24 protein-coding genes and 1 pseudogene are annotated in these 22,824 nt (G+C 29.0%); 22 read left to right on the forward strand and 3 right to left on the reverse strand.

The genetic code is table 11. From position 1 onward, the window contains the following. The first annotated feature begins 45 nt into the window (after positions 1-45). From L3B98_RS12610 to L3B98_RS12700, 19 genes and pseudogenes are all read left to right on the forward strand, one after another. Positions 46-1,686, forward strand: coding sequence for a DUF6138 family protein (locus tag L3B98_RS12610; RefSeq protein WP_238916887.1), 1,641 nt, complete (start codon positions 46-48; stop codon positions 1,684-1,686). Positions 1,687-1,722: 36 nt separating this feature from the next. After that, entirely contained in the window at positions 1,723-2,310 is a 588-nt protein-coding gene (locus L3B98_RS12615) for a DUF4303 domain-containing protein (RefSeq protein ID WP_238916888.1), read from the forward strand. 109 nt (positions 2,311-2,419) lie between these two features. Continuing rightward, positions 2,420-2,941, forward strand: a complete 522-nt coding sequence (locus L3B98_RS12620) for a metallophosphoesterase family protein (RefSeq protein WP_238916889.1) — start codon at positions 2,420-2,422, stop codon at positions 2,939-2,941. A gap of 69 nt (positions 2,942-3,010) precedes the next feature. Further along, positions 3,011-3,481 carry a GNAT family N-acetyltransferase gene (locus L3B98_RS12625; RefSeq protein ID WP_238916890.1) on the forward strand — a complete coding sequence of 157 codons (471 nt, stop codon included), beginning with the start codon at positions 3,011-3,013 and terminating at the stop codon, positions 3,479-3,481. A gap of 108 nt (positions 3,482-3,589) precedes the next feature. Beyond that, positions 3,590-4,801 carry a hypothetical protein gene (locus L3B98_RS12630; RefSeq protein ID WP_238916891.1) on the forward strand — a complete coding sequence of 404 codons (1,212 nt, stop codon included), beginning with the start codon at positions 3,590-3,592 and terminating at the stop codon, positions 4,799-4,801. Between the two features lie 25 nt (positions 4,802-4,826). Next, positions 4,827-5,258: a hypothetical protein gene (locus tag L3B98_RS12635; protein ID WP_238916893.1), complete on the forward strand. Its 432-nt coding sequence runs from the start codon at positions 4,827-4,829 to the stop codon at positions 5,256-5,258. A gap of 6 nt (positions 5,259-5,264) precedes the next feature. Further along, positions 5,265-5,633 carry a hypothetical protein gene (locus L3B98_RS12640; RefSeq protein WP_015394024.1) on the forward strand — a complete coding sequence of 123 codons (369 nt, stop codon included), beginning with the start codon at positions 5,265-5,267 and terminating at the stop codon, positions 5,631-5,633. A gap of 66 nt (positions 5,634-5,699) precedes the next feature. After that, positions 5,700-6,281, forward strand: a complete 582-nt coding sequence (locus tag L3B98_RS12645; RefSeq protein WP_238916894.1) for a hypothetical protein — start codon at positions 5,700-5,702, stop codon at positions 6,279-6,281. 14 nt (positions 6,282-6,295) lie between these two features. Further along, the gene (locus tag L3B98_RS12650; protein ID WP_238916895.1) at positions 6,296-6,532 is read left to right on the forward strand and encodes a hypothetical protein; all 237 of its coding nucleotides are present in this window, start codon (positions 6,296-6,298) and stop codon (positions 6,530-6,532) included. Positions 6,533-6,610: 78 nt separating this feature from the next. Next, entirely contained in the window at positions 6,611-7,198 is a 588-nt protein-coding gene (locus L3B98_RS12655; protein ID WP_238916896.1) for a DUF2625 family protein, read from the forward strand. Positions 7,199-7,248: 50 nt separating this feature from the next. Further along, positions 7,249-8,109 carry an NADAR family protein gene (locus L3B98_RS12660; protein ID WP_238916897.1) on the forward strand — a complete coding sequence of 287 codons (861 nt, stop codon included), beginning with the start codon at positions 7,249-7,251 and terminating at the stop codon, positions 8,107-8,109. A gap of 26 nt (positions 8,110-8,135) precedes the next feature. Beyond that, positions 8,136-8,393, forward strand: a pseudogene (locus L3B98_RS12665) (YwqG family protein); the annotation flags it as partial. 120 nt (positions 8,394-8,513) lie between these two features. Beyond that, positions 8,514-9,035, forward strand: a complete 522-nt coding sequence (locus tag L3B98_RS12670) for a GNAT family N-acetyltransferase (protein ID WP_238916898.1) — start codon at positions 8,514-8,516, stop codon at positions 9,033-9,035. A 147-nt stretch (positions 9,036-9,182) separates the two neighbouring features. Beyond that, positions 9,183-10,343, forward strand: coding sequence for a stalk domain-containing protein (locus tag L3B98_RS12675; RefSeq protein WP_238916899.1), 1,161 nt, complete (start codon positions 9,183-9,185; stop codon positions 10,341-10,343). Positions 10,344-10,876: 533 nt separating this feature from the next. Further along, a complete protein-coding gene (locus tag L3B98_RS12680; RefSeq protein WP_238916900.1) occupies positions 10,877-11,371 on the forward strand; it encodes a GNAT family N-acetyltransferase in 495 nt (164 codons plus the stop codon). A gap of 79 nt (positions 11,372-11,450) precedes the next feature. Next, positions 11,451-12,314 (forward strand): ARMT1-like domain-containing protein, encoded by an 864-nt coding sequence (locus L3B98_RS12685; RefSeq protein WP_238916901.1) that lies wholly within the window; start codon positions 11,451-11,453, stop codon positions 12,312-12,314. A 441-nt stretch (positions 12,315-12,755) separates the two neighbouring features. Further along, a complete protein-coding gene (locus L3B98_RS12690) occupies positions 12,756-13,745 on the forward strand; it encodes a hypothetical protein (protein WP_238916902.1) in 990 nt (329 codons plus the stop codon). Between the two features lie 185 nt (positions 13,746-13,930). Then, complete coding sequence (locus tag L3B98_RS12695; protein WP_238916904.1) at positions 13,931-14,689, forward strand: class I SAM-dependent methyltransferase; 759 nt, start codon at positions 13,931-13,933, stop codon at positions 14,687-14,689. Positions 14,690-14,733: 44 nt separating this feature from the next. Then, a complete protein-coding gene (locus L3B98_RS12700) occupies positions 14,734-15,204 on the forward strand; it encodes a pyridoxamine 5'-phosphate oxidase family protein (RefSeq protein WP_238916906.1) in 471 nt (156 codons plus the stop codon). 81 nt (positions 15,205-15,285) lie between these two features. Here the strand turns inward: L3B98_RS12700 and L3B98_RS12705 are convergent, their stop codons facing one another. After that, a complete protein-coding gene (locus tag L3B98_RS12705) occupies positions 15,286-16,050 on the reverse strand; it encodes a GGDEF domain-containing protein (protein WP_238916908.1) in 765 nt (254 codons plus the stop codon). Positions 16,051-16,789: 739 nt separating this feature from the next. Here L3B98_RS12705 and L3B98_RS12710 point away from each other — a divergent pair. Then, entirely contained in the window at positions 16,790-17,551 is a 762-nt protein-coding gene (locus L3B98_RS12710) for an AraC family transcriptional regulator (protein ID WP_238916910.1), read from the forward strand. 443 nt (positions 17,552-17,994) lie between these two features. Here the strand turns inward: L3B98_RS12710 and ahpF are convergent, their stop codons facing one another. Further along, positions 17,995-19,524, reverse strand: coding sequence for an alkyl hydroperoxide reductase subunit F (gene ahpF, locus L3B98_RS12715; RefSeq protein ID WP_238916911.1), 1,530 nt, complete (start codon positions 19,522-19,524; stop codon positions 17,995-17,997). 11 nt (positions 19,525-19,535) lie between these two features. Continuing rightward, a complete protein-coding gene (ahpC, locus tag L3B98_RS12720) occupies positions 19,536-20,099 on the reverse strand; it encodes an alkyl hydroperoxide reductase subunit C (RefSeq protein WP_015394010.1) in 564 nt (187 codons plus the stop codon). 373 nt (positions 20,100-20,472) lie between these two features. Between ahpC and L3B98_RS12725 the strand changes: the two genes are divergently transcribed. Both L3B98_RS12725 and L3B98_RS12730 read left to right on the forward strand, forming a co-directional pair. After that, positions 20,473-21,513: an ABC transporter substrate-binding protein gene (locus L3B98_RS12725; protein ID WP_238916913.1), complete on the forward strand. Its 1,041-nt coding sequence runs from the start codon at positions 20,473-20,475 to the stop codon at positions 21,511-21,513. A gap of 99 nt (positions 21,514-21,612) precedes the next feature. Then, positions 21,613-22,818 (forward strand): aldo/keto reductase, encoded by a 1,206-nt coding sequence (locus L3B98_RS12730; protein ID WP_238916914.1) that lies wholly within the window; start codon positions 21,613-21,615, stop codon positions 22,816-22,818. The last annotated feature ends 6 nt before the right edge of the window (positions 22,819-22,824 follow it).

Here is a 22,824-nt window from a genome sequence, read left to right on the forward strand (position 1 = left end):
AGTTTTAAAGGAAAACATTTAATTTGTTATATTGGGGGAAGTACAATGGATATAGGACAAATCATAAGTGCTGATATTTTAAAAGCTTTTGAGTTACTGTTTGAAGGCTTAGGAAAGACTATAGCACCTATGGATATAGAAAGAGCTTTTAAGAAAAGTGATTTAAGAGTTGGTATTTATGATTCAGTTGAATTTGATTATAACATGGGAAGAATTGAAATATTTTTAGATGAATTAAGTTATTCTAGTGCAGATGTAAAGTACTTAGGAAATGACGCAATAAAATTAATTACAAAAGACCAGCTAATAAATAAAGTAATACCAGTTTTACAAGAAAAATTGAAAAATAAAATGGAAACCTTAAAAGCTGATAAGAGGTTTGATTATAAATATATAATAAAAGGAACTTTTCGAATACAAGAAGGAAAAACAGAATTGACAGTTTTAGAGTATATTAATAATGAAAAAAAGGAAACTTTAGCAAATAAAATTGAAAAATATATTGAAAATAATATAGTAAATGGCGTTTATCCAACTAAAGAAAGTGATATATTTTTTCTATGTAGATACATGTTGGATGCTAAGCTATTTAATAAAATAGAAGCAGAGTATGTCATTAAAATATTTAATAAAATATTTGAGCTAAATGCTAAAAATACAAATAGCTTGGAGAGTAGCAGGCAACATATAATTTATTCTCTTGAACAATGGATAAAGAATAATTTTTTTAGAGAAGAAAGAATATATGGTTTTGAAAAGAGTGAATTGTTAATTTATGCAGCAATTTTAATATTAAAATATGAACCTGCATATTGCAGAGATACTGCTTTGAAATTTTTACAAAAAGCAAAAGAACTAGGCAATAAGAATGCAGTTAATATTATAAAAATTGGAACAGGGAAATTTACCAAGGAAGATATTATGTATGAAGATGATGATTTGAAATTCACGGCTAATGATGCTTTTGCAGAAATAAGGATTACAATAAAAAATGAAATAGAGTCAAGTTATTCAAAATCATTAGATTTAATAATCAATTTGTTGCAAAAAGATTTCCCAGCAAGTTATAAAATAATTTTAAAATCCCAAAATAAAAATTTACTTCCAATAAAGAAAATTGGTAAATCAAAAACTCAAATATTTTTTGCTAACGCCTTAGCTTATCCAGAACTTTATCCTAAAATAGAGAAATATGTTAGGTGTGCAATAATTAAGGACTATGAATGGTATTCAGATGTTGAGGCAGAAAAATGCTGCAGACCTGGAACTTATGGAGCATTTGGCTTGGGTTTATTAAGCAAAAAGTATTATAACTTGATAATAGATTATATGGACAAGGTTGATAATGAGCATCAGTCAGTTCAAAGTCATTTTGCAGAAGCGTTTATAGAAAAGCATGGAGTTAATGCTGAAACTATTCCTGTACTTATAAAATGTTTACTTGCATGTTATGATGAAAAGCCTTTTAAAAAATTAGAAACTATTGAAACTTGTGAAACCTTAGAAATTTTAATAGAAGAACTTAAAGTTTTAAAACCTTATGAAATTGAACATGTTGTTTTCTTTATATGGGGAGGAACTGATAAGTTATCAAATAAACTAAAAAAGAAAACAGATATAAATAAGTATTATGAAAGGATTATTGAGCTTTGTAAAAGGTGTTGCACCAATCTGAAAAATGCGTAATAACAGTTATTTATATTATATTAGGAGGAATTAGCGATGAAATCTTTTCCTTTTGACAAATTTAAAGAGGCTTTTATAAAGGAGATAAAATCTGTATTCACACAATTTATTGATAAGTATAAGGATAAAAAACCATATATATTCACAATAATCGTTCCAGATTATATAGCCACAAATCATCCAAAGTCTTATTGTATTTCTTTTAACGGAAATACAACGGATGAGTTTGAAGCTGAAGGTTATTGCTATACTACTGCAGATTCAGAGGAGCTATATTACAAGTATTGCTCAGATGAATGGAATGATCATTCTATTTCAGAAAATGACTTTCCAGAATGCAACAAAATTGTTTTGGAGTATATTATAGAAAATGAAAATGTTATTTCAAATAAAGACTGTAATTACACCGATGAATTTTTACAATTCAGAGAGGACTTTTTTGACACCTTGATAAAATCGATAGAACAATTAAGAGCAGAGGAATTTTTTAAATCAGTATATCAGGAGCATATATTAATTAATTTTGAAGTAAGAGAATACTATCAAGAGGATGGAATGCTCGAAATTTTCAAAAGGCTGAATACAAAAGAAGAGTTAAGTATATATGTAAAATGGCTGCAATAATGCTTTAATGGAGCAAATTACATGTATCTGATGAGAGAACCTTATTAAAAATGTTCTTATTGTTAGTGTAATAAATTAAAATAGTATATTAGCGGAGCAGGAGAGAAACATGATTTATTTTACATCAGATTTACATTTTAATCATGAAAAAATCATCAAGCACACAAATAGGCCATTTCATACAGTGGATCAAATGAATGGAAGGCTGATAAAAAATTGGAATAGTATTATAACACCTAATGATGAAGTTTATATATTAGGGGATTTTACTATGAAAGGCGGCATAATTGCCAATCATTATTTACAATTATTATGTGGTACTAAATATTTAATAAAAGGGAATCATGATAATTTTATTGAGGACAATGCTTTTAATAAAGACTTATTTCAATGGATTAAAGATTATCACGAAATTGAATATAGAAATTATAAATTTGTACTGTTTCATTATCCTATACTGGAATGGAACAAAAAAGGGCATGGTTCTATTCATTTGCATGGACATATACATTCAGATATTATATATAATCTTGAAATGCTAAAAAATGAAGTAAAGGCATACGATGTAGGAGTTGATGCTAATAATTATATGCCTATATCAATCGAGGAAATTATTAAAACATTAGGGTAGAAGATTATGAAGATATTAATATCATTTGAATACATGTTAAAACAAGAAAAGAATAGGAGAATAGCATATATGAGTAAAAGAGTGGGTATGATTTACAAACTTATGCCACAAGAATTAGAAGGAATTTATACATTTGATAAGATAAGTTCTGATGATATACATGGATTATCAGTTTCGATGTTAGAAGCATTTAAAGATACAGCGGACTTCAATGGTGAAACTTTAGAAGAGTTAAACAAGGAGATTCATAGTGTTGTTGAAAGTACTTTTGGAGCATTTATTCAAGATGCATCATTCCAAATTAAACAAAATGGGGAAATTGCTGCTGTAATTCTTGTGAGTTTATATAAAGATAGACCATTTGTTTCAGAATTATTTACAGTTAAGAAATATTTGAAACTAGGTATGGCAAGGAATCTTTTGAAAAAGAGCATAAATGTTTTATTAGCTTTAGGATATGAAGATTTGGTTTTATATGTGCATGCTAAAAATTCTGGTGCTATTAACCTTTATAAAAAAATTGGATTCTTAGAGTTATAACTTTATTTATTGTTAGCAAAAATTTTGAAATGTGTTAATTTATTGAACTCAAAATTTTAATTTTATGAGGAATATTTTTTATGTTTTACATATCTAGGAGGGAAAACTTTGGATGATTTAATTATAGATAATAGCATTTTTAAAATCAGCAATTATAATATCAATGAATTTTATGGTATACATATCGATGCTGATTTCCGCTTGAGCACAGGAGATATGTGTTATTTACCATCAAAGAATCAAATACTCTTTAATATAAATGACTATAAAGATGCATCTGATATTGCATCACATTTAGATGAACTAGAGAAATATAAAGATAACTTTTGCTATATTAAAATGGATATGGAAAATTTACAAACCACATGTTACTGCGAATCTGAAGGAGTCCCATATGATCTGTTCGAAGGGCCAAATGATGAAATTTGGTGTGTAATTGGATACTCAAAAACATTCTTAAATAGGGAGGTATGCTTGCCAATAGGGGATAGGAAGGATATTAAGGATTGTAAACCAATGGCATCAGTAGCTGAACATATTTTTAGAGATGGAGATAAGATATTATCTTATACTGATGGAACTTTTAATAAAAAGCCTACAAAGCTAGGAGAATATAAATTTTCTAAAGCCAAACAATTTCAGTCAGTAAAGCGTGTGAAAATAGAAGAGCCATTGGTAAGTAGATGCTTGTATAATGAAGAAGGAATACAAGCCTTTTCAACAATTGATGAAAATATTATATTGCATCGCTTGCTTGATGATAAAGGAGTATCTATTAAGGAACGCAAAGTTTATGTAGAAGGTATGTTTTTGGATGCATTTTTTGAAAAGAATAGTCCTGTTATCAATTGGAAGAATTATGAGGCAGTTGAGGTAACAGCAAATGGCGGAAGCATATTTCACGTAGAAAGACCCAGCGAAATATTCTATTCAGTTTATGGTATTGATGGTAAGAAGATAGAAGAAAAGAAGTTATTTGAACTTACTGAATTATGTTCTATATATTGTATGGAAAGTGTGAAGTTAGATAACGATACATATGCATTAACATTTACATATGGTAGCGATGATGAACCAATAAAAGCAGGTAATGGCTGGCTTGTAGTTAAATCTGGAGAGCTTCTGGAATGTTGGTTACAGCATAAAGATAAAAAGAGTTATATTGATCAAGTTACAGGAAGAAATATTATACTTAATATGGAGAATGTAATACTTCGTAAATTTAGGGCTTGTGGTAGAAGTTATTCCTTATATTTTGATGGAATAATTGATAGTAAGCATAGAAACAGAGCAATAGTATTAATAAAGAACCTTATTTAAAGAAGGGTGATAAGGAGATTTTATGATGAATTTTATCGATAGAGCTTTGGAACGAATAAATGAAATGAGTGCTGATGATTTTTTGCAATCAATGGCAGATATATATAGTGAACCAATAGAAAGAAATGAGATTAAAAGGTATCCACAATTTGTACAAGATGTTATTTTTATTATTGATTATGATACTGAATTGCAAATGGAAGGGCTAGAAGGCTTTTTTAATGATTCAACAAAAGATTATGTCAATGAAACAATTGTTGCATTAAAAAATTGTGGAGCAACAAAAGAGGCTGAAATGTTAGAAAAATGCAAGAAGATTGATATTGAAAACTACGATGAATATGTTGAATTAGAAAATGAAACATATCTTAATAATGATTTTGAAGGTTTTTGGAAACTCGTTGAGGAATATATTGGAAGAGAAAAACAATTAAAAGATTATAATTTAGGAGGATAAAAGAGCTTGAATAATGAAGAACGTGTGGAAGTATTGATAAAGAGATATGACTTTGATTTTAGTGAGAAATACCATGTTGAAATCAGACAACTTCTCGAAAAAGAGATTATTAATTATCAAAATGGTAGCAGTGAATATTTACGTTTCTTATGCGGTTATTTGTTTTGTATAGGTGAAGTAAAGGACATAGAAATTATTAATAAGGCAAAGTATGGTATAAATATGGATGTTGGTTGCATGGTAGATGCTGAATGGATAGAAAGTCTTAAAAATGGTGGTGTAGAATCCGAATATGTACGCAACAGACATTTATTAATTGACGATTTCGTAAGCTATTACTCTAATTTTGAAGCTTCAGAAGATTTCGACGAGTGACACACTAATTCTAGTTTAAATATTATTAATATAAATAGCAATTCTATATGTTAGGAGGAAATTTACATGAATAGCTTAAAAAAATATGTATTTGAGAGTATAAAAGCAGAAATTTTATCATGGAATAATGACGTGATTAAGGATATTTACGTTATATCATTATATATTTCAAATTCAGAAGATGATCCGAGAAGGCCAATGATTACACTTGGATACAACACTATGGAGCAATATGAAAGTGCATTAGAAGATGCATCTGATAATGCAGAAGCAAAATGGAATTTTGCATTTTGGTTGCAAAATGAAGAATTAATTATTGGTGACAATTGGGGAGAAAATTTAGAAGATGGCGAAAGGATAAGCCAGTGGATTAAGGAAAATAATTTATATTATTCAGATGAGGAAGAGGACGAAGATTTTGATAAAGCGTTAAAACTAGGTGATGAAATAACTAGCAGATTTGTGGAACTATGTGTTGAAGTGGTTAAAGAGCTCCATGAAGAAGGAATAATTGAAAAAAAATTTGGAAAAGCTCTACCTTTAATAATTCATGAACTTGAATATTATGATTTAATTGCAGAACAAAACAAGCGAGCTAATCCTGAGGAAATTATTAAAGAATTCGCAGATTGGATTTTAAAAATGTAAATTAGGGAAAAAAGATGAAACATAAAAATACTTCTGCATATGGAGTTAATGAAAATGTTACTGCATTCTTCGATTATGATGAAAATGATATGGTACAGAATATCTGGTTAACGCTTGTTATATATGAAAAAAATGATATTACAAATGCTGAAAAGTTATTACAGAAGTTGTCTGAAACTTCAGAGCTGCTGTTGGTAGATTGGTGTTGGAGTGAAGTATATTTTTTGGCAGAGAGTGAGCCTATAGTTTAATATTTAAGAAGACGTGAAAGTATATTTAATTAGTAATTTGAAAAGTTACATAAATAGTAATTTGTAGGAGATAGATAAATGGACAGATATAAAAGTATTTTAGAAAGTGTTAAAAATTCTAAAAAAGAGATAAAAATTCTTCAGGTTGATATTGAAGTATTGAATTGCATTAAAAAAAGATATGAAATAAATGAAAAAAGTTTATTTGGAACAATTCTTTTTAAAACTGGTGGAATTATAATTGAAAACTGGCTTAGATTGTATGGATCTGGAGAATTAGACTTCAATAAAAGAAATGATTTATTTCCAGAGTCTGATATTATTGTTGCAGAAGATGTTTTAGGTGGCTTATTTGCAATGCAAGATGATAGTAATATTAGTTATTTTGCACCTGACTGTTTAGAATGGGAGCCGATGGAGATTTCTTATTCAGAATTCTTATATTGGGCATTTCATGGAGATACTGACACATATTACATGGATTATAGGTGGAATACATGGAAAGACGATATGAAAAGAATAAGTAATGATAATGGAATAAGTTTTTATCCATTCCTATGGGCGAAAGCCGATTCATTGGAAGGCAGACATCGTCAAGAAGTTTCTATGAGTGAGATAATTAAATTGGAATTTGATTTTTTAAACCAACTAAAGGAAACGAAATAACCTTTTAAATTTTGTAAGAATATTTAAGAGATATAAGGAGAAAGAATATTATGAGAAATAAAAATGATAACCAATTAATGGCTCCACTATGGCTAATGTATCCGAACATTCCAAATGGCAGTATAGGCTGGAGAATGGGATATGGTGAAGGATATGCTATGGATTTTTATTTGTGGTTTGATAATTTAAAAGAAGATGAGAAGAAAAATTATATGGAGATGTTTCCGAAGCCTAAAAGATGGGAAATAGATGATAGTATCTATCAACATAATGATTATTGGACATACACTTGGCAAAAAGACGGTAAGCCAGAATATGATTTAAATAACCTTATTTCAGATTATAAAAGTGGAAAGAATTTGGAATATATTTATTTTTGGGGGCATCATCCTAAAAAAGATGGGGGGATTACCAAATCTTGCTTCAGCCAGTGGTGGAAGAGTAGCTTTGATGTAGGACATGCTAAATATTTATTTATGGAACAATATATGATGGCAGAAAAAGCTAGATTGTTTGGAGATAAAGAAATAGAAGGTAAAATTATGAGTTGTAATAATCCTAATGAAATAAAGGGACTAGGACGTAAAGTAAGAGGCTTTGATGAAAATATTTGGAATAACATTAAGTATTCAATTGTTGTAAATGGAAATTATAATAAGTTTATGCAGAATGAAAAATTGAAAGCATATCTTCTTTCAACAGAAGACAAAATATTAGTTGAGGCAAGTCCTTATGATAATATATGGGGAATACAGATGTCTGAGAATGATGAGGAGATTAAAAATCCAGAATTATGGCGTGGAGAAAACTTACTTGGATTTGCTCTTATGGAAGTTAGAAATGAAATAAAAAGAGTATGTAAAAATAGTAATATGATTGATTTTGTTTCATTATATAAAAAATATAATTAGTAATTTTTCTTATATATTTATTTTTGGAAGAAGAAAGAAATGCGTATTTAGATGAATTAAGTGGTGATGGATGTAGGATAGGAGGATATCCTATCTTTGTTCAATATGATCCAAGGGAAAATGAAGAACTCAGAACTTTTGATACTTTGCTACTTCAACTTGATTGTGAAGATGAGTGTGACTTAATGTTTGGAGATGGTGGAATAGCCAACTTTTTTATAAACGAAGAAGATTTAAAGAAACTTGACTTTACTAAGGTCTTATATAATTGGGATTGTTGCTAAAAATAAAATTAATAGTGTAGTGAAAATTGTAGTGAAGATGAAGGTATTGATTCCAAGAGAAATATTTTGATATTATTATAAGGGGCAGATTGAAAATAAAAATATGTGGGGAGAAAAACGATGATTAGAATTGCTACAATAGATGATACTTTAGAAATAGAAAAAATATATAATGAGATTTTAGATTATGAAGCACAAACAGTGTCTTATACAAATTGGCAAAAAGGGCTTTATCCAACAATTGATTACGCTAAAGGTGCTATTGAGAAGAATTCAATGTTTGTTGGAGAAGATGAAAAAGGAATATATGGCTGTGTGGTACTTAATAGTATTCAACCAAAAGAATATGAAAACATTCAGTGGATTACAAAGGCTGATCCAAGTGAAGTGATGGTCATACATACCTTATGCATTAGACCTTCTGAAAGCGGGAAAGGTAAAGCAAGAATAATGATGAACTTTATTGAGAAATATGCCAAAGAACAAAAATATAAAGTTATTCGCCTTGATACCTATGAAGAGAATATTCCAGCGGCAACTCTATATCCTAAAATTGGATATCTTTATGTAGGTACGACAAAATTTCATTTTCAAAATGTAATATGGGAAAATTTAAAATGTTTTGAAAAAGCATTGTTTTAATAAATATGAACTAAGTAATGTATGTATGTTGGACTAATTAATGTAATAAATAAAAATTTTGAGTTATTTGCAACATTTTTCTAGGTTGTATTGTATTACTATTAGAAAAGGTAAATAAATGTGTAACTTAGAAGGAGAATGTATATTATGAAAAAATTAATGATAGGTTTATTAACAGCAGTAACAATTATGGGGATGACTGTTTCAGCATTTGCGGCAGATTTTAATACTCAAAACTCTAACACAGAAGTTACTAATGACGCTTTGCCAATATCAAGCTATGCACCAAAGGATTTAGATATTAACAAGGTGATAATAGGTGGGAAGAATATTGAAATTGGAAGAAATGGAGTTTTAATATATAAAGGCAAGGTTATGGTTCCACTTAAAATTACAGCAGAAAGTCTTGGCTTTAAAGTAGAGGCGGATAAGGATAATAAAATTATCAGCTTAGATAATGGTAAAATTAAAACAAATGTTTATATTGGAATGGATGGCTATTATTATTCAAGCAGTAATGCAATAGGATTGACTATGATGCATGAATTAGGTGCTGAACCAATAGTAGACAATAATATTGTATATGTACCAATTAATATGTATAATTTTCTATTCAATGATGAGAAAGCAGTAGGAAGTTTTTTTGTGAGGAATAAAGATGGACAATGGATTTATTCGATTAATGGTGAGCTATTGATAGGTTGGAAGCTAATAAATAATAAATGGTACTATATGGACAACAATGGCATAATGCAAAGGGGCTGGGTCAAGACTAATGACAATTGGTACTACTTATTAAATAATGGAGAAATGGCTGAAAATACAGTAACTCCAGATGGTTATAAAGTAGATCAAAACGGTAAATGGGATGGTAAGCCAGCAGCTATTGTAAAAACTAATACAGAAGATGGGATTGATATAATAAATCCTATTGAAAATTTTGATACTATAGATGATGCTCAAAAAGCTTTGAAATTTAAAATTACAGTGCCAAAGGAATTATTAGGCAAATATAATATAAAGTATATAAATACAATATCGCGTAACGTATTTCAAATATGCTATATGAATAAAGAAAATGATATTATATTTAGAATGGGACAAGGAATTGAAGATATAAGTGGTGACTATAATAATTATGAGACTAATAATATTGTTAATGTAAATGGAAGCAATGTGAAATTAAAAGGAGATAATGATCTTATAAAAGTTGCGGTTTGGAGTGCAAATAATATGTCATATTCTATTTCAATAACTAATGGCATGAAACAGGATGAGATAATTAATTTAATAAAAAGTGCTATATAATAGAAATAATGACTTTGTGAATGAACTGACTTCACAAAGTCATTATTTTATTTATAGTTCTAGTCAGATAGAATTAAAGGTATAGATATCGAAAGCAAAAATTAGACTTATGCAACAATTACCGAAATCAGATACATTTATCTTCCACAGGACTAGTGAAATTTTCGCTGGAAGGTTCTAAATGGCAGCTTGTCGTTATTTCAGCGTGTTCCAGATGTAAAATCTGGACAAGCTGTAAATAAAACAAGCCCCCATTAAGAACCATCATCAGCTCAATTTCACATGCCTGCTTCCAGAAAAATGTATCTGATTTCTAGTGTAGTGTTACGATTATAATTTCTCAATGATGCATGTATATTCCATTTATAAGTTTGATTCTTAAATTTAATATCCATAGTATCATGAAAAATACGCAAAAGTTTGATATATAATACCAAAAATGATACTATTAAGGTAATATAATACAAGGCTTATTTTGTAAGAATTAGAATAATATAAGGACAGCTTAAGTAATTAGATTGGAGAAGGATACAATGCAAGATATCAAATTAGAAAAAATGACAATAGAGGATTACAATCACTATATATTTTCAGCAATAACTAGTTATGAAGCTGAATTATTACTTAGTGGACGTTTTGATACCAAGCAGGCAGCACATGAGTTTGCTGTATGGGAGTATGATGATATATTTAAAAATGGATTTTCAACTCCAGATACGTATTTATATAATATTTCTGCAAATGGGCAAAAGGTTGGAAGCATTTGGTTTTTAAATGAGGACAAACTTGGTGTTACAGGTGAAGCTTTTATTGGTGATTTTTTAATTAATGAAGCCCATAGAAAAAAGGGGTATAGTTATCAAGCCTTACTGATGGTAGAAAAATTAGCTAAAGAACAAGGACTTATTGAAATGAGGCTAGGAGTAATGAATCATAATACTAGTGCTAAAAAGCTTTATGCTAGAGCTGGATACAAAGTTTTTAAAGAAAGAGAGCACGATTGTGTTATGCGTAAATTTTTGGCTTAACATAAAAATGTAGTTTTAAGCTCTAGATTAAGCTGATATTATCATGAAAATTTTAGATACTATATAGTGAGGTACGATTATGAAAATGCACGATAAATGCCTGCCATGTGTGGTTAACCAAGTAATCAAAGTGGCAAATATTACAGGTGTTGAGAATAAAGAAGAGCTGCTGAGGGAAGTTTTTGTTTACCTTAGTAAAATGGATTTTGAGATAACCACACCAGAAATTATTGGAGAAATTTTTGGAATGGTAAAGAAATATACTAATAATCCAGATCCATATAAGGAAACTAGAAATTATTATAATGACATGTTTTTAAAATTGATACCAGAGTTTGAGAAAAAGATTGAACAGGCAGGGAACTCCTTTGAATTAGCAGTTCAATATGCCATTGTTGGGAATATAATAGATTTTAATCCTATACATAATACATTATTAGAGGATATTTTTGATTGCTTTGAAAAAATGGATAAATTAGAATTCGCAATTGATGATTCAAAGATATTAATAGAGGATATATTGAATTCAAAAGAATTATTATACTTAGGTGATAATTGTGGAGAAATCTGCATGGATAAGATTCTTTTAAAGAAAATAAAAGAATTAAATCCTGGTGTGAAAATATTTTTTGGAGTAAGAGGAAAACCTGTAGTAAACGATTCTATAGCTGAGGATGCATATTTTGTGGGAATTGATGAATATGCAGAGGTTATAGATAATGGTGATGGTTCACTAGGAACTGTCTTAACTAGGACTAGTCCTAAGTTTAAAGAAATTTATAAAAATGCTGATGTGGTAATTGCTAAAGGTCAAGCAAATTATGAATGCTTGAGTGAAGAAAAGAAAAATATTTATTTTCTTTTAATGACAAAGTGTGATGTGATTGCAAATGATATTGGTGTTCCAGAAAAGAAAATGATTTGTATGAAAAACAAAGTTTAAATAACAATTGATATGGGAATAAAGATATCCAAAGCAAGAATTAGACATATGCGTAATTTATCGAAATTAAACACATATTTATTCCAGCGGACTAATGAAATTATCGCTGGATGGGTTCTAAGTGGAAGGTTGCAGCCATTTCTGCATGTTCCTAAAGTAAATTTATGACAAGCAGAAAGTGGAACAACCCATATAGGAAACTCGACTCACGTTCGTTCGCTGAGTAAGCGATTCACACCAAATCACAGATTTGGGTTCTCTGCTTAATAATCATCACAGCTTAATTTCATATGCCGCTTGCACAAATATGTATCTAATTTCTAGTGTAGTGTTACGATTATAATTTCTCAATGATGCAATGTATATTCCATTTATAAGTTTGATTAATTGGATATCTATAATGCATTACATAAATGATAATTACGCTTAAGGAGAATCCATATGAATTTAAAAAAAGAAATTATCATAAATAAAACAGTTAATATTAAAGGAATTGATGTTAATTTAATAGCTATAACGTCAGAGGAAGATGGTAGCGTATTATGGGCCATATATAAATTGCAGTATAGAAAACACATTGAGGAAAATGTGACAAAATATCTTTCAAATCGTGAAGAAATAATTAATAGTGTAAATAAAGAAAGTAGTTTTATAAATATTAATATATTAGAAATAATTATTCAAGGGCAAAAAATATTGAGTTCTTCTTCTACTTCAATTCCTTTGTATTTATGGAAAATTGATAATTCTAGTAAGCTACAAAATTTTATAGATAATGGACTGATTTCTGCAAACTTACATTATTCAGATTTAGAAAATATAATAATAACAGAATATAAGTTAAAAGATTGTGATGAATTACCTAAAATTGATACCACAAAGAAGTTAGATATTATTTTAAAGCTTAGAAGTTATTCTAAGAGTATAATTATAAACCAATCAATACATATGAAATTTGGTGAAATGGAAATAGGAAATAAGTTTGAGTTTTATGACCATATTCAAAAGAGAAAATATAATTATTATATTAATAACATGTATCATTATGATGTTTGGAATGAAGTAAATAATAATTTAGAGATGGAACTAGGACAAGCTGTGCCTAAAGAACAGCTTGAAGAAGCTAAAGAAGAATATGTAGCTGCTTTGGAGAAAATTTGTCCTAGAGGAATGGATTTGGCAATGCTTGAATATGAAAGTGAAGAAGATTTTCAACTTAATGTTTATACCAAGGAATACTTAAATGAAAGAAGTGAAAATAAGGCTGCGGCAATTGCGCTATTCTTTAAAGCTCATAAGAGAATAGGAAAGAATGGACTTAAAAGCAGGGTATGTATGATTAAACCAGTAGATAAAGATTTTTATGACGATATTGATATTGAATTATTAACAGGATATATAAAAGTACCAGAAGAAATAATAAAAGAGTAATAATCATAAGAATTGTGATAAAAAAATGAAAGCAGGTGAAATCTCAAAATGGGAAAGAAGCGAATTAATTACTTGGTGCAGTTATAATAACTGATAGTAGATTGTGCCAAGATTAAATTATTATGTACTATCAGAAAACTGCACCAATTTTCTAATGAACAAAATAAAAGAAAAGAGGGACAGTTATGAAATATAGTAAATTGAAAGAAGCATGGGAAAAAGAAGAGAAAAAAGCCTTTGAAGGATGGGATTTTTCATATATAGAAAACAGATGGGAAGCAGAAGAACTACCTTGGGATTATAAAGGAATATTAATTAAATACTTAAATTCAAATTACAAGTTACTTGATATGGGAACTGGTGGAGGAGAATTTTTATTATCATTGAAACATCCTTATAAGAATACATCAGTTACAGAAATGTGGGAGCCTAATGTAGAATTGTGCAAGAAAAGATTGACGCCGCTAGGAATCGAAGTTAAACAGGTATTTAATGATTCAGATCTGCCTTTTAAAGATGAGTACTTTCATATGATTATTAATAGACAAGCTTCTTTTGATATTAAAGAAGTAAAAAGGATATTAAAGCCAAATGGAATATTTATTACTCAACAAGTTGGTGGAAAAAATAACGAAGTATTATCAAAAGTATTAATTAAGAATTTTAAACCTTTATTTTCTGAGAATACTTTGGAGAATAACTTGAAAAAATTTAAAGAAAATTCTTTTGAGATTTTATATGCTAAAGAGTTTTTTCCTCACTTACGTTTTAAGGATATTGGAGCCTTAGTTTATTTTGCTAAAATTATAGAGTGGGAATTTCCTAGTTTTTCTGTAGATAGCTGCTTTGAGGAATTGTGTAAATTACAAGAAGAGTTAAATGTTAAAGGCTATATAGATAGTCTTGAACACAGATTTATTATAGTTTGCAGAAAACAAAAGTAATTTTAATTATAAAATTAAGTGAATTATTTAAAGGAGATGCAAAAATGACTGTATATGAAAAAAGTTTAGAGGTTATTAAAGAACTATTTGCAAGAGATTATCAATTTGCACTAGCAACAACAAATGAAAATATACCGTCTGTTAGGTTTATAGATACTTTTTATGATGAAAATGCTTTTTATATTGTTTCTTATGCAAAGTCACAGAAAATGCAAGAGATTGAAAAGAATTCTCGGGTTTCAATGTGTAATAAATTGTATCGTTTTAGTGGAAATGCATATAATATTGGACATCCATTATGTGAAAAAAATTATGCCATAAGAGAAAAGTTGATAAAAGCATTTGAACCCTGGTACTTTGCTCATAATAACGAAAAGGATGAAAATATGTGCTATGTAAAAATTGATTTAAAACAAGGATTTTTCTATAAAGATGGAACAGGTTATAAAGTTGATTTTGCACATGAGGAAGCTGTTGAATTCCCATTTACATTTGATATAAAATTAATTGATTAGACGAGGAGTAATTAGCTTACATTAAAAATAAAGCTGAGATTTTAAATTTGTAAAAGTCTCAGCTTAAATTTATATACATATTTATTTACTTACACAGTTTCTACCTTTTTTCTTAGCTTTGTATAAGGCCTTGTCTGCACCTTTCATTACTTCATTAGGATTTTTGAATTTATTACTTTTTTCACATACACCTATGCTTATAGTTACAAATAATTGACTTGAATTTCCTCGTTTTGATTTTGAAGTTTTAGTTGTTGATGGTTTTCTAGTATATCCGCATTTAGATATTTGCTCACGTATACTTTCTAAATGAGGCATTACGTCTTCTATGGATTTACCAGGAAAAACTATTGTGAATTCTTCTCCACCATAACGAAAGGCTTTACCACCACCAGTTACTTGAGTTAAATTAGAAGCCACTAACTTTAAAACATCATCTCCAACATCATGTCCATATTTATCATTGAATTTTTTGAAAAAATCAATATCTGTCATGGCAATTGTGTATTTACTCCCCAACTTCATTAAATCTTCCCTAAGAGCTCTACGTGAAGGTATCCCAGTAAGTTCATCAAGGTATGCCATTGAATATGAATCCTCAATTATACCTATAACTAATAATAAGCCTGCAGCACTTAAATATATTGAAAATGATAAACTATCATTAATTAAAATAAGGGCTAAGAACAAAGAAATAGTAACTCCAATTAATCTTGTTTCAAGGACATTGTCTTTAAGAAAGATCTTTATTATGAAAAATATTAAAGTTAAAGTAAATAATATTAATCCGATTTGTGGCATTGCAATTTCTTGAAAAGGTAAATTTATAAAGTTATAATTCAGCAAATTTTCAATTTTTAAATCATTGCAACTTGAAAAGTAATATATAATAACTAATTCAACTAGGATAAAAAGTATACGCAGTTTTCCCCATAGTGAGAATATACCTTTTTCTTTTAATTGTGAAAAAGTAATAAGATTAAGAGGTATAAGAATACACATTGTTGGATAGAGAATTTCCGAATAAAGCTCAATGTATTTAGATAACTCTTGACTGCAATTTAAGATTAATTCCAATAGTGCAAGCAACAAAATTATTAGGAAAACCCTGCCTTGATTAAACCTAATGCATAGGATAAGACCTAAAATAAAAATAATGTAGGAAGAATAGTTAAGAAGAAGTATAACAGGAGTGTTAAAAGTAGGCGTTTCTTTAATTAAAAAATAAGCTCCTAATAGGACAAAAATATAAATAATATGCGATAAAAGTGCTTTTAAAGTAATTTTCACTTAAGTTGTTCCTCCCCTAATTATCTATATATGTTATATTAAATTTATATTGGTATTTTAAGATGATTACTATATAGTATATTTCGATTGGTGAAATATAATCTTTAATAGACAAATTTTGTTAGCATTTTGATTTGATATTGTTTTATTGATATATAAATTTAAATATTTATATATAATTTTAAAATTTAAATATAAATTATAACGTATTTCTTCAAAATATTTTTTTGTTTATTTTATTCTTATATTATTATACAATATTAACGAATAATTCTTTGATTCGGAGAGATGTAATATGAAAAATATTATCAAATTTTACGAAAAGGGTTCTGTTGAGATTTTACATGGGGAAAGTAGTCACTGTTTTCCGCTTCATAGTCATGAAAGTTTTTGCGTTGGAGCTGTTACTAAAGGCAGTGCAATGGTCACAATAAATAATAGCAGTTGCCTGTTGACGGAAGCTATGATTTTTATCAATCCATCAAACACAGGAATATGTATGACAACTGATTCTAAATATGAATACATTACAATTTGTTTTAAAAATGAATTAAAAAGGAAAGTTGAAAATATAAAATTTAATAAATATTTTCTTGAAATGAAATACACGGAAGAAATGTGGGATTTATGTGAGGCTTTTAAAATTAGCAATAATGAGGAAGAATTTCTTAATTCTATTCTTAAATTAATAAGTCCAGCTATGGAATCCAATTCTATGTCTGTAAGTGATCATAAAAATGAAACTGCTTTATTAATTGCTGAGTATATAAAGAAAAATGCAGATAAGAAATTTGATTTAGATGAACTAGCAAAGACGTTTCATTTATCAAAGTATCATTTGATTAGGCTTTTTAAAAAGGAGATGGGTGTTACTCCAAATCAATATCATATACAAGCAAAAATGAGAATTCTTAAGGCGAATTTAGATGATATAGAATCTCAAACAAGTCTAGCTCAAAATCTTAATTTAGCTGATCAAAGTCATTTGTGCAAACAATTTAAAAAGTTAATGGGTGTATCTATTAAAAATTATAAAAAAAATCTGACAAGAAAGTGAGCAATATTTTACAATATTTTTTGAAAATAATGTGATAATATTTTATTTGTACAGAAGATATAAATAATAAATTATCTATGGTATATGTATTGGGAAAAGGGGTTTTCATTATATGACATTCTTTACTGCATTTATGTTTGTTATTACGAAGTTTGCCCATATATTATGGTGTATATTCTTCTAAAAGAAGTAAATGTAGTAGTTGTAAGGAATATTAGGGGTTCCATACAACAAAAACAACTGTGGCAGAGTTAATATAGGTATTCTGTTGCAGTTTTTTTATTTTAACAAAAACTAATATCATAAAGAGAAGAATAATGGTAGCAATTGAAGTGATAATTGCAATAATTAATGTGAGTTAAAAAAGGTGAGTTTATTGAAAGATTTAAATAAAAAATTTAAATGAGAAACCCCTCTGAATTTCTATTACAGAGGGGTTCTTATTAATTTCTTATTAAATAATCAAATGCACTCAAGGCTGCGGTTGCACCTGTGCCCATAGAAATAATAATTTGTTTATATGGACTATCTGTACAATCTCCTGCTGCAAAAATACCTGGTATATTTGTAGAGCCATGGTTATCTATTACAATTTCACCTAATTTATTTTTTTCAACTGTGTCATTAAGCCATTCAGTATTTGGTACAAGTCCTATTTGAACAAATATACCATCAACATCAATATGCTTAACTTCATTAGTATCACGCTCAACATATGTGATTCCATCTATCTTGCTAGTACCTGTAAACTCTTTTGTTTGAACATTTTTAAGAACAGTAACATTAGTTAAACTGTTAAGGCGGTTTAGTAATACTGAATCAGCCTTTAATTCTGGCATAAATTCAAAAACTGTTACGTGATTAGTAATTCCAGCTAAATCAATAGCGGCTTCAATTCCTGAATTACCTCCGCCTATTACTGCAACTTCTTTTCCTTTAAATAAAGGACCATCACAGTGAGGACAATAAGTTACACCTTTGTTTTTAAACTCTTCTTCTCCAGGAATACCGACGTTTCGCCATTTTGCCCCTGTTGAAATTATTACAGTTTTACTTTTTAAAACAGAACCATTTTCTAATTCAACTTCAAATAGGTCTTTTTTGATAATGTTTTTAGCTCTTTGTAAATTTATAATATCAACATCATAATCCTTAACATGCTCTTCAAGATTAGCACCAAGTTTTGGACCTTCAGTATATTTCACACCAATTAAATTTTCGATGCCTAAAGTGTCTAATACCTGTCCACCAAAGCGTTCAACAATTATTCCAGTTCTTATACCTTTTCTAGCTGAATAAATTGCTGAACTTGCTCCAGCTGGACCGCCTCCTACGACAAGTACATCATAAGGCTCTTTATCATTTAAATCTGCTTCGGCAGGAGCACTACTTAATTTTGCAAGAATTTCTTCAATAGTCATACGACCAACACCAAATAATTCTCCATTTAAATAAACAGCTGGTACTGCCATTATATTTTTTTCATCAAGTTCGTCATAGAAACATTCACCATCAATTGTTACGTTAGTAACATTAGGATTTAGAATACTAATTATGTTTAGGGCTTGAACGACATCAGGACAGTTGTGGCAAGTTAAACTCATATAAGTTTCGAAATTATATGTTCCTTTTAAATTTTTAATAGCTTCTATTGTTTTATCGTCAATCTTTGGAGGCCTTCCGCTAACTTGTAGCATAGCTAAGATTAATGAATTAAATTCATGACCTAATGGAAGTCCAGAAAAAATAACTCCTGTATCTTCTCCAATTCTATTAATGCTAAAACTAGGTGTTCTTAATAAAGTTGTATTCTCAACTTTTATCTTTGGAGACATAGCAGCTAATTCTTCAATGAAAGCAGTAGTATCTTCTGATAATTCATCAGAACCAGCACTTACTTTAACTAAAATATCATTCTCCAAAAGATCAATATATTCTGCTAATTGTTCTTTTAATTCATCATCAAGTATCATAATTTTATACCTCAAATCTTCCCTACTAAGTCAAGGCTTGGCTTAAGAGTAGAAGCTCCTTCTTTCCATTTTGCTGGGCAAACTTCGCCCGGATTATTTCTAACATATTGTGCAGCTTTAATTTTATTGACAATAACACTGGCATCTCGGCCTATATTTCCTGCATTTATTTCAACTGCTTGAATAATTCCATCTGGATCTATTATAAAAGTACCTCGGTCAGCAAGACCATCAGCTTCTATTAGAACATCAAAATTTCGAGAAAGTATATGTGAAGGATCACCAATCATAGTATAAGTAAGCTTTTTAATAGCTTCTGAACTATCGTGCCAAGCTTTGTGAGTGTAGTGAGTATCAGTTGAAACTGAGTATACTTCAGCACCAAGTTTTTTTAATGTGTCATAATTATCTTGTAAATCCTCTAATTCAGTAGGGCATACGAAAGTGAAATCTGCTGGATAAAAACAAACAACACTCCATTTACCTTTAAAATTCTCTTCTGATATATTTAAAAATTCACCATTTTTATAAGCAGATGCTTTGAATGGTTTTACTTCTGTTCCTATTAATGACATAATAATCAACCTCCTAAAATTTTAATTAATTATAATAATTATCGGTATTAATTGATAATTATTATTGATTAATATTATTATAAAACTTTCACAATTTTTGTCAATACTAATTTCAGAAAATTTTCATAACTAAGTTCTAATTGATAGTCTGAATCTAAATTTAAGATATATTATATGGGGCAATTCGCTGAAAATAGATTATTGAACATTGATAATTGAGACAAGTTAATGAAAACATAAAAAATATAATGTTCAAATTTCTGTATAACAAAACTTAAAAATTAGAAAGATAATAAAATAGAAAATAATTTTTAAGAAAGGAAGGTGAGACGTTACAAATTTCTATATTTAAGATTTGTGTGACGGAAGATAAATGAGACGAAAAAATTTTATTGTAGGACTTATTATATTTGGAGTATTTATGTTTATAATAATATCTAAGCTTTGCAACTATAGAAGCTTAGAAGTTTGGCAAAATAGTAATAAGAGTTTGCCTAGTGAAGTTAGAATAGGATATCAGGTTTCACCTAGTGGAGAATTACTAGCAAAAGCAAATGGAGCTGTTGAAAAAAAATTCTCAAACACTAAAATATATTGGGAAAAATATGATAGTGGGAGGGAGGTAGTTGAAGCTTTAGCTAAAGGATTGATAGATATGGGCAGTCTTGGAACACCTCCAGCAGTTTTAGGTATAGCTAATAATGTTCCTTATAAAATATATTATATTGATGATATCATAGGGGATAGTGAGGCTCTTGTTGTAAAAAAAGATTCAGGAATAAGCTTATTTAGTGATTTGAAAGGTAAAAGAATAGCAACTACTTTTAATTCATCATCACATTATAGTTTGATAAATGCATTAAAATTAAACAAAATTAATCCAGCAGATGTAGAATTAATTGATATGAAAATGCCTGAAATATATTCAGCATGGCAAAGATATGATATAGATGGAGCATATGCATGGGAACCAGTTAAATCGAGATTAGTATCAGAAGGTGGAAAAATTCTAATTACATCTGAAGATTTGGCAAAAAAAGGAGTGGTTACTGGCGAAGTTGGAATTGTTCAAAATGATTTTGCTAGTAAATATCCAAATTTTCTTAAGGAGTATATTTCAGTGTTAAATGATTCTGTACACCAATACAGAGATAAACCTGAAGAATCAGCAATAGCACTTTCTAAAGAATTTAGCTTACCAAAAGATGAAACTATAAAGCTTATGTATGGAGTAACTGTACTTGATGCGAAAGATCAAACTAATCCACAATATATAGGAACTGAAAATAATCCAGGAGGCTTTGCTAAGGTATTGAAGGATACGGGAGATTTTTTAGCTAGTATTAATTCTATTAAAAATTCTCCTGATTTATCAGTTTATCAACAAGCAATATTAAATAACTTATATCAGTAACCCTTGAAAGTGAGGTTGTAATTTTTAGGTGCTGTTGGCAAACCACTAGATTTGTTGTAATATACATATATTATATAAATTAATGAGGTGGTTTCAATAATGGAGTCTGAAGGAAAATCTTCACAAATGAAGTATAGGAACGATAGAAAAGGTAATAATATATCTATATTGGGTTATGGATGTATGCGTTTTACAATAAAGGGAAGCAGCATTGATTTAGATAAAGCAGAAAAGGAAATTATGGCAGCAATTGATAGTGGCATAAACTATTATGATACGGCTTATGTTTATCCAGGTAGTGAAACAGCTCTTGGTGAAATTATAAAGAGGAATAATTGTAGAGATAAAATATTTATTGCAACAAAGCTCCCACATTTCATGGTTAAAGCTAAAAAGGACTTGGAAAAGTATTTTAATGAACAATTAAAAAGACTACAAACAGATTATGTTGATTATTATCTTATACATATGCTTACAGATGTACAGACTTGGAACCGATTAGTAGGTTTTGGACTTATGGAGTGGCTGAAGGAGAAAGTTGATAAGGGACAAATTCGTAATATTGGTTTTTCTTATCATGGAAATACAGAAACTTTTCTTCAGCTTCTTGAGGTCTATGATTGGGATTTCTGTCAAATCCAATATAACTATTTAGATGAACACAGCCAGGCTGGAAAAAGAGGATTGCAAGCTGCAAGTAAAAAAGGCATTCCGGTGATTATAATGGAGCCATTACGTGGAGGAAGGCTTGTTAATTTGTTGCCTGAAAAAGCTAAGAATATAATAAAAGAAAATTCAAGGAAACGTACTCCAGCAGAATGGTCTTTTAGGTGGCTTTGGAATCAACCTGAAGTTACTTGTGTATTATCAGGAATGAATTCTCTTGAAATGCTTCGAGAAAATATAGAAGTTGCTAAAAATGTTGATATAGATGAATTCACAAAGGAAGACTTTGAATTAATAGAGCAGGTTAAGAAAGAGATTAACAGCAATATTAAAGTAGGATGTACAGGCTGTGGTTATTGCATGCCATGTCCAAAGGGAGTGGATATTCCAGGAACTTTTCATTCTTATAATCTTATGTATTCTGAAAATAAGAAATCTGGAAGACATAACTATCTTATGTGCACTGCAATACGTAAGAATCCGAGCAGTGCTTCACAGTGTGTTGAATGTGGTAAATGCGAACAGCATTGTCCTCAGCACATAGAAATTAGAAAAGAGTTAAAAAAAGCTAGTAAAGAATTAGAAACACCAGTATATAAGATAGCCAAAACAGCTATAAAATTATTTAAGAGGTTATAACACTCT

The organism is Clostridium sp. YIM B02555 (assembly GCF_022320955.1).
GTDB classification, from domain to species: Bacteria; Bacillota; Clostridia; order Clostridiales; family Clostridiaceae; genus Clostridium; species Clostridium saccharoperbutylacetonicum.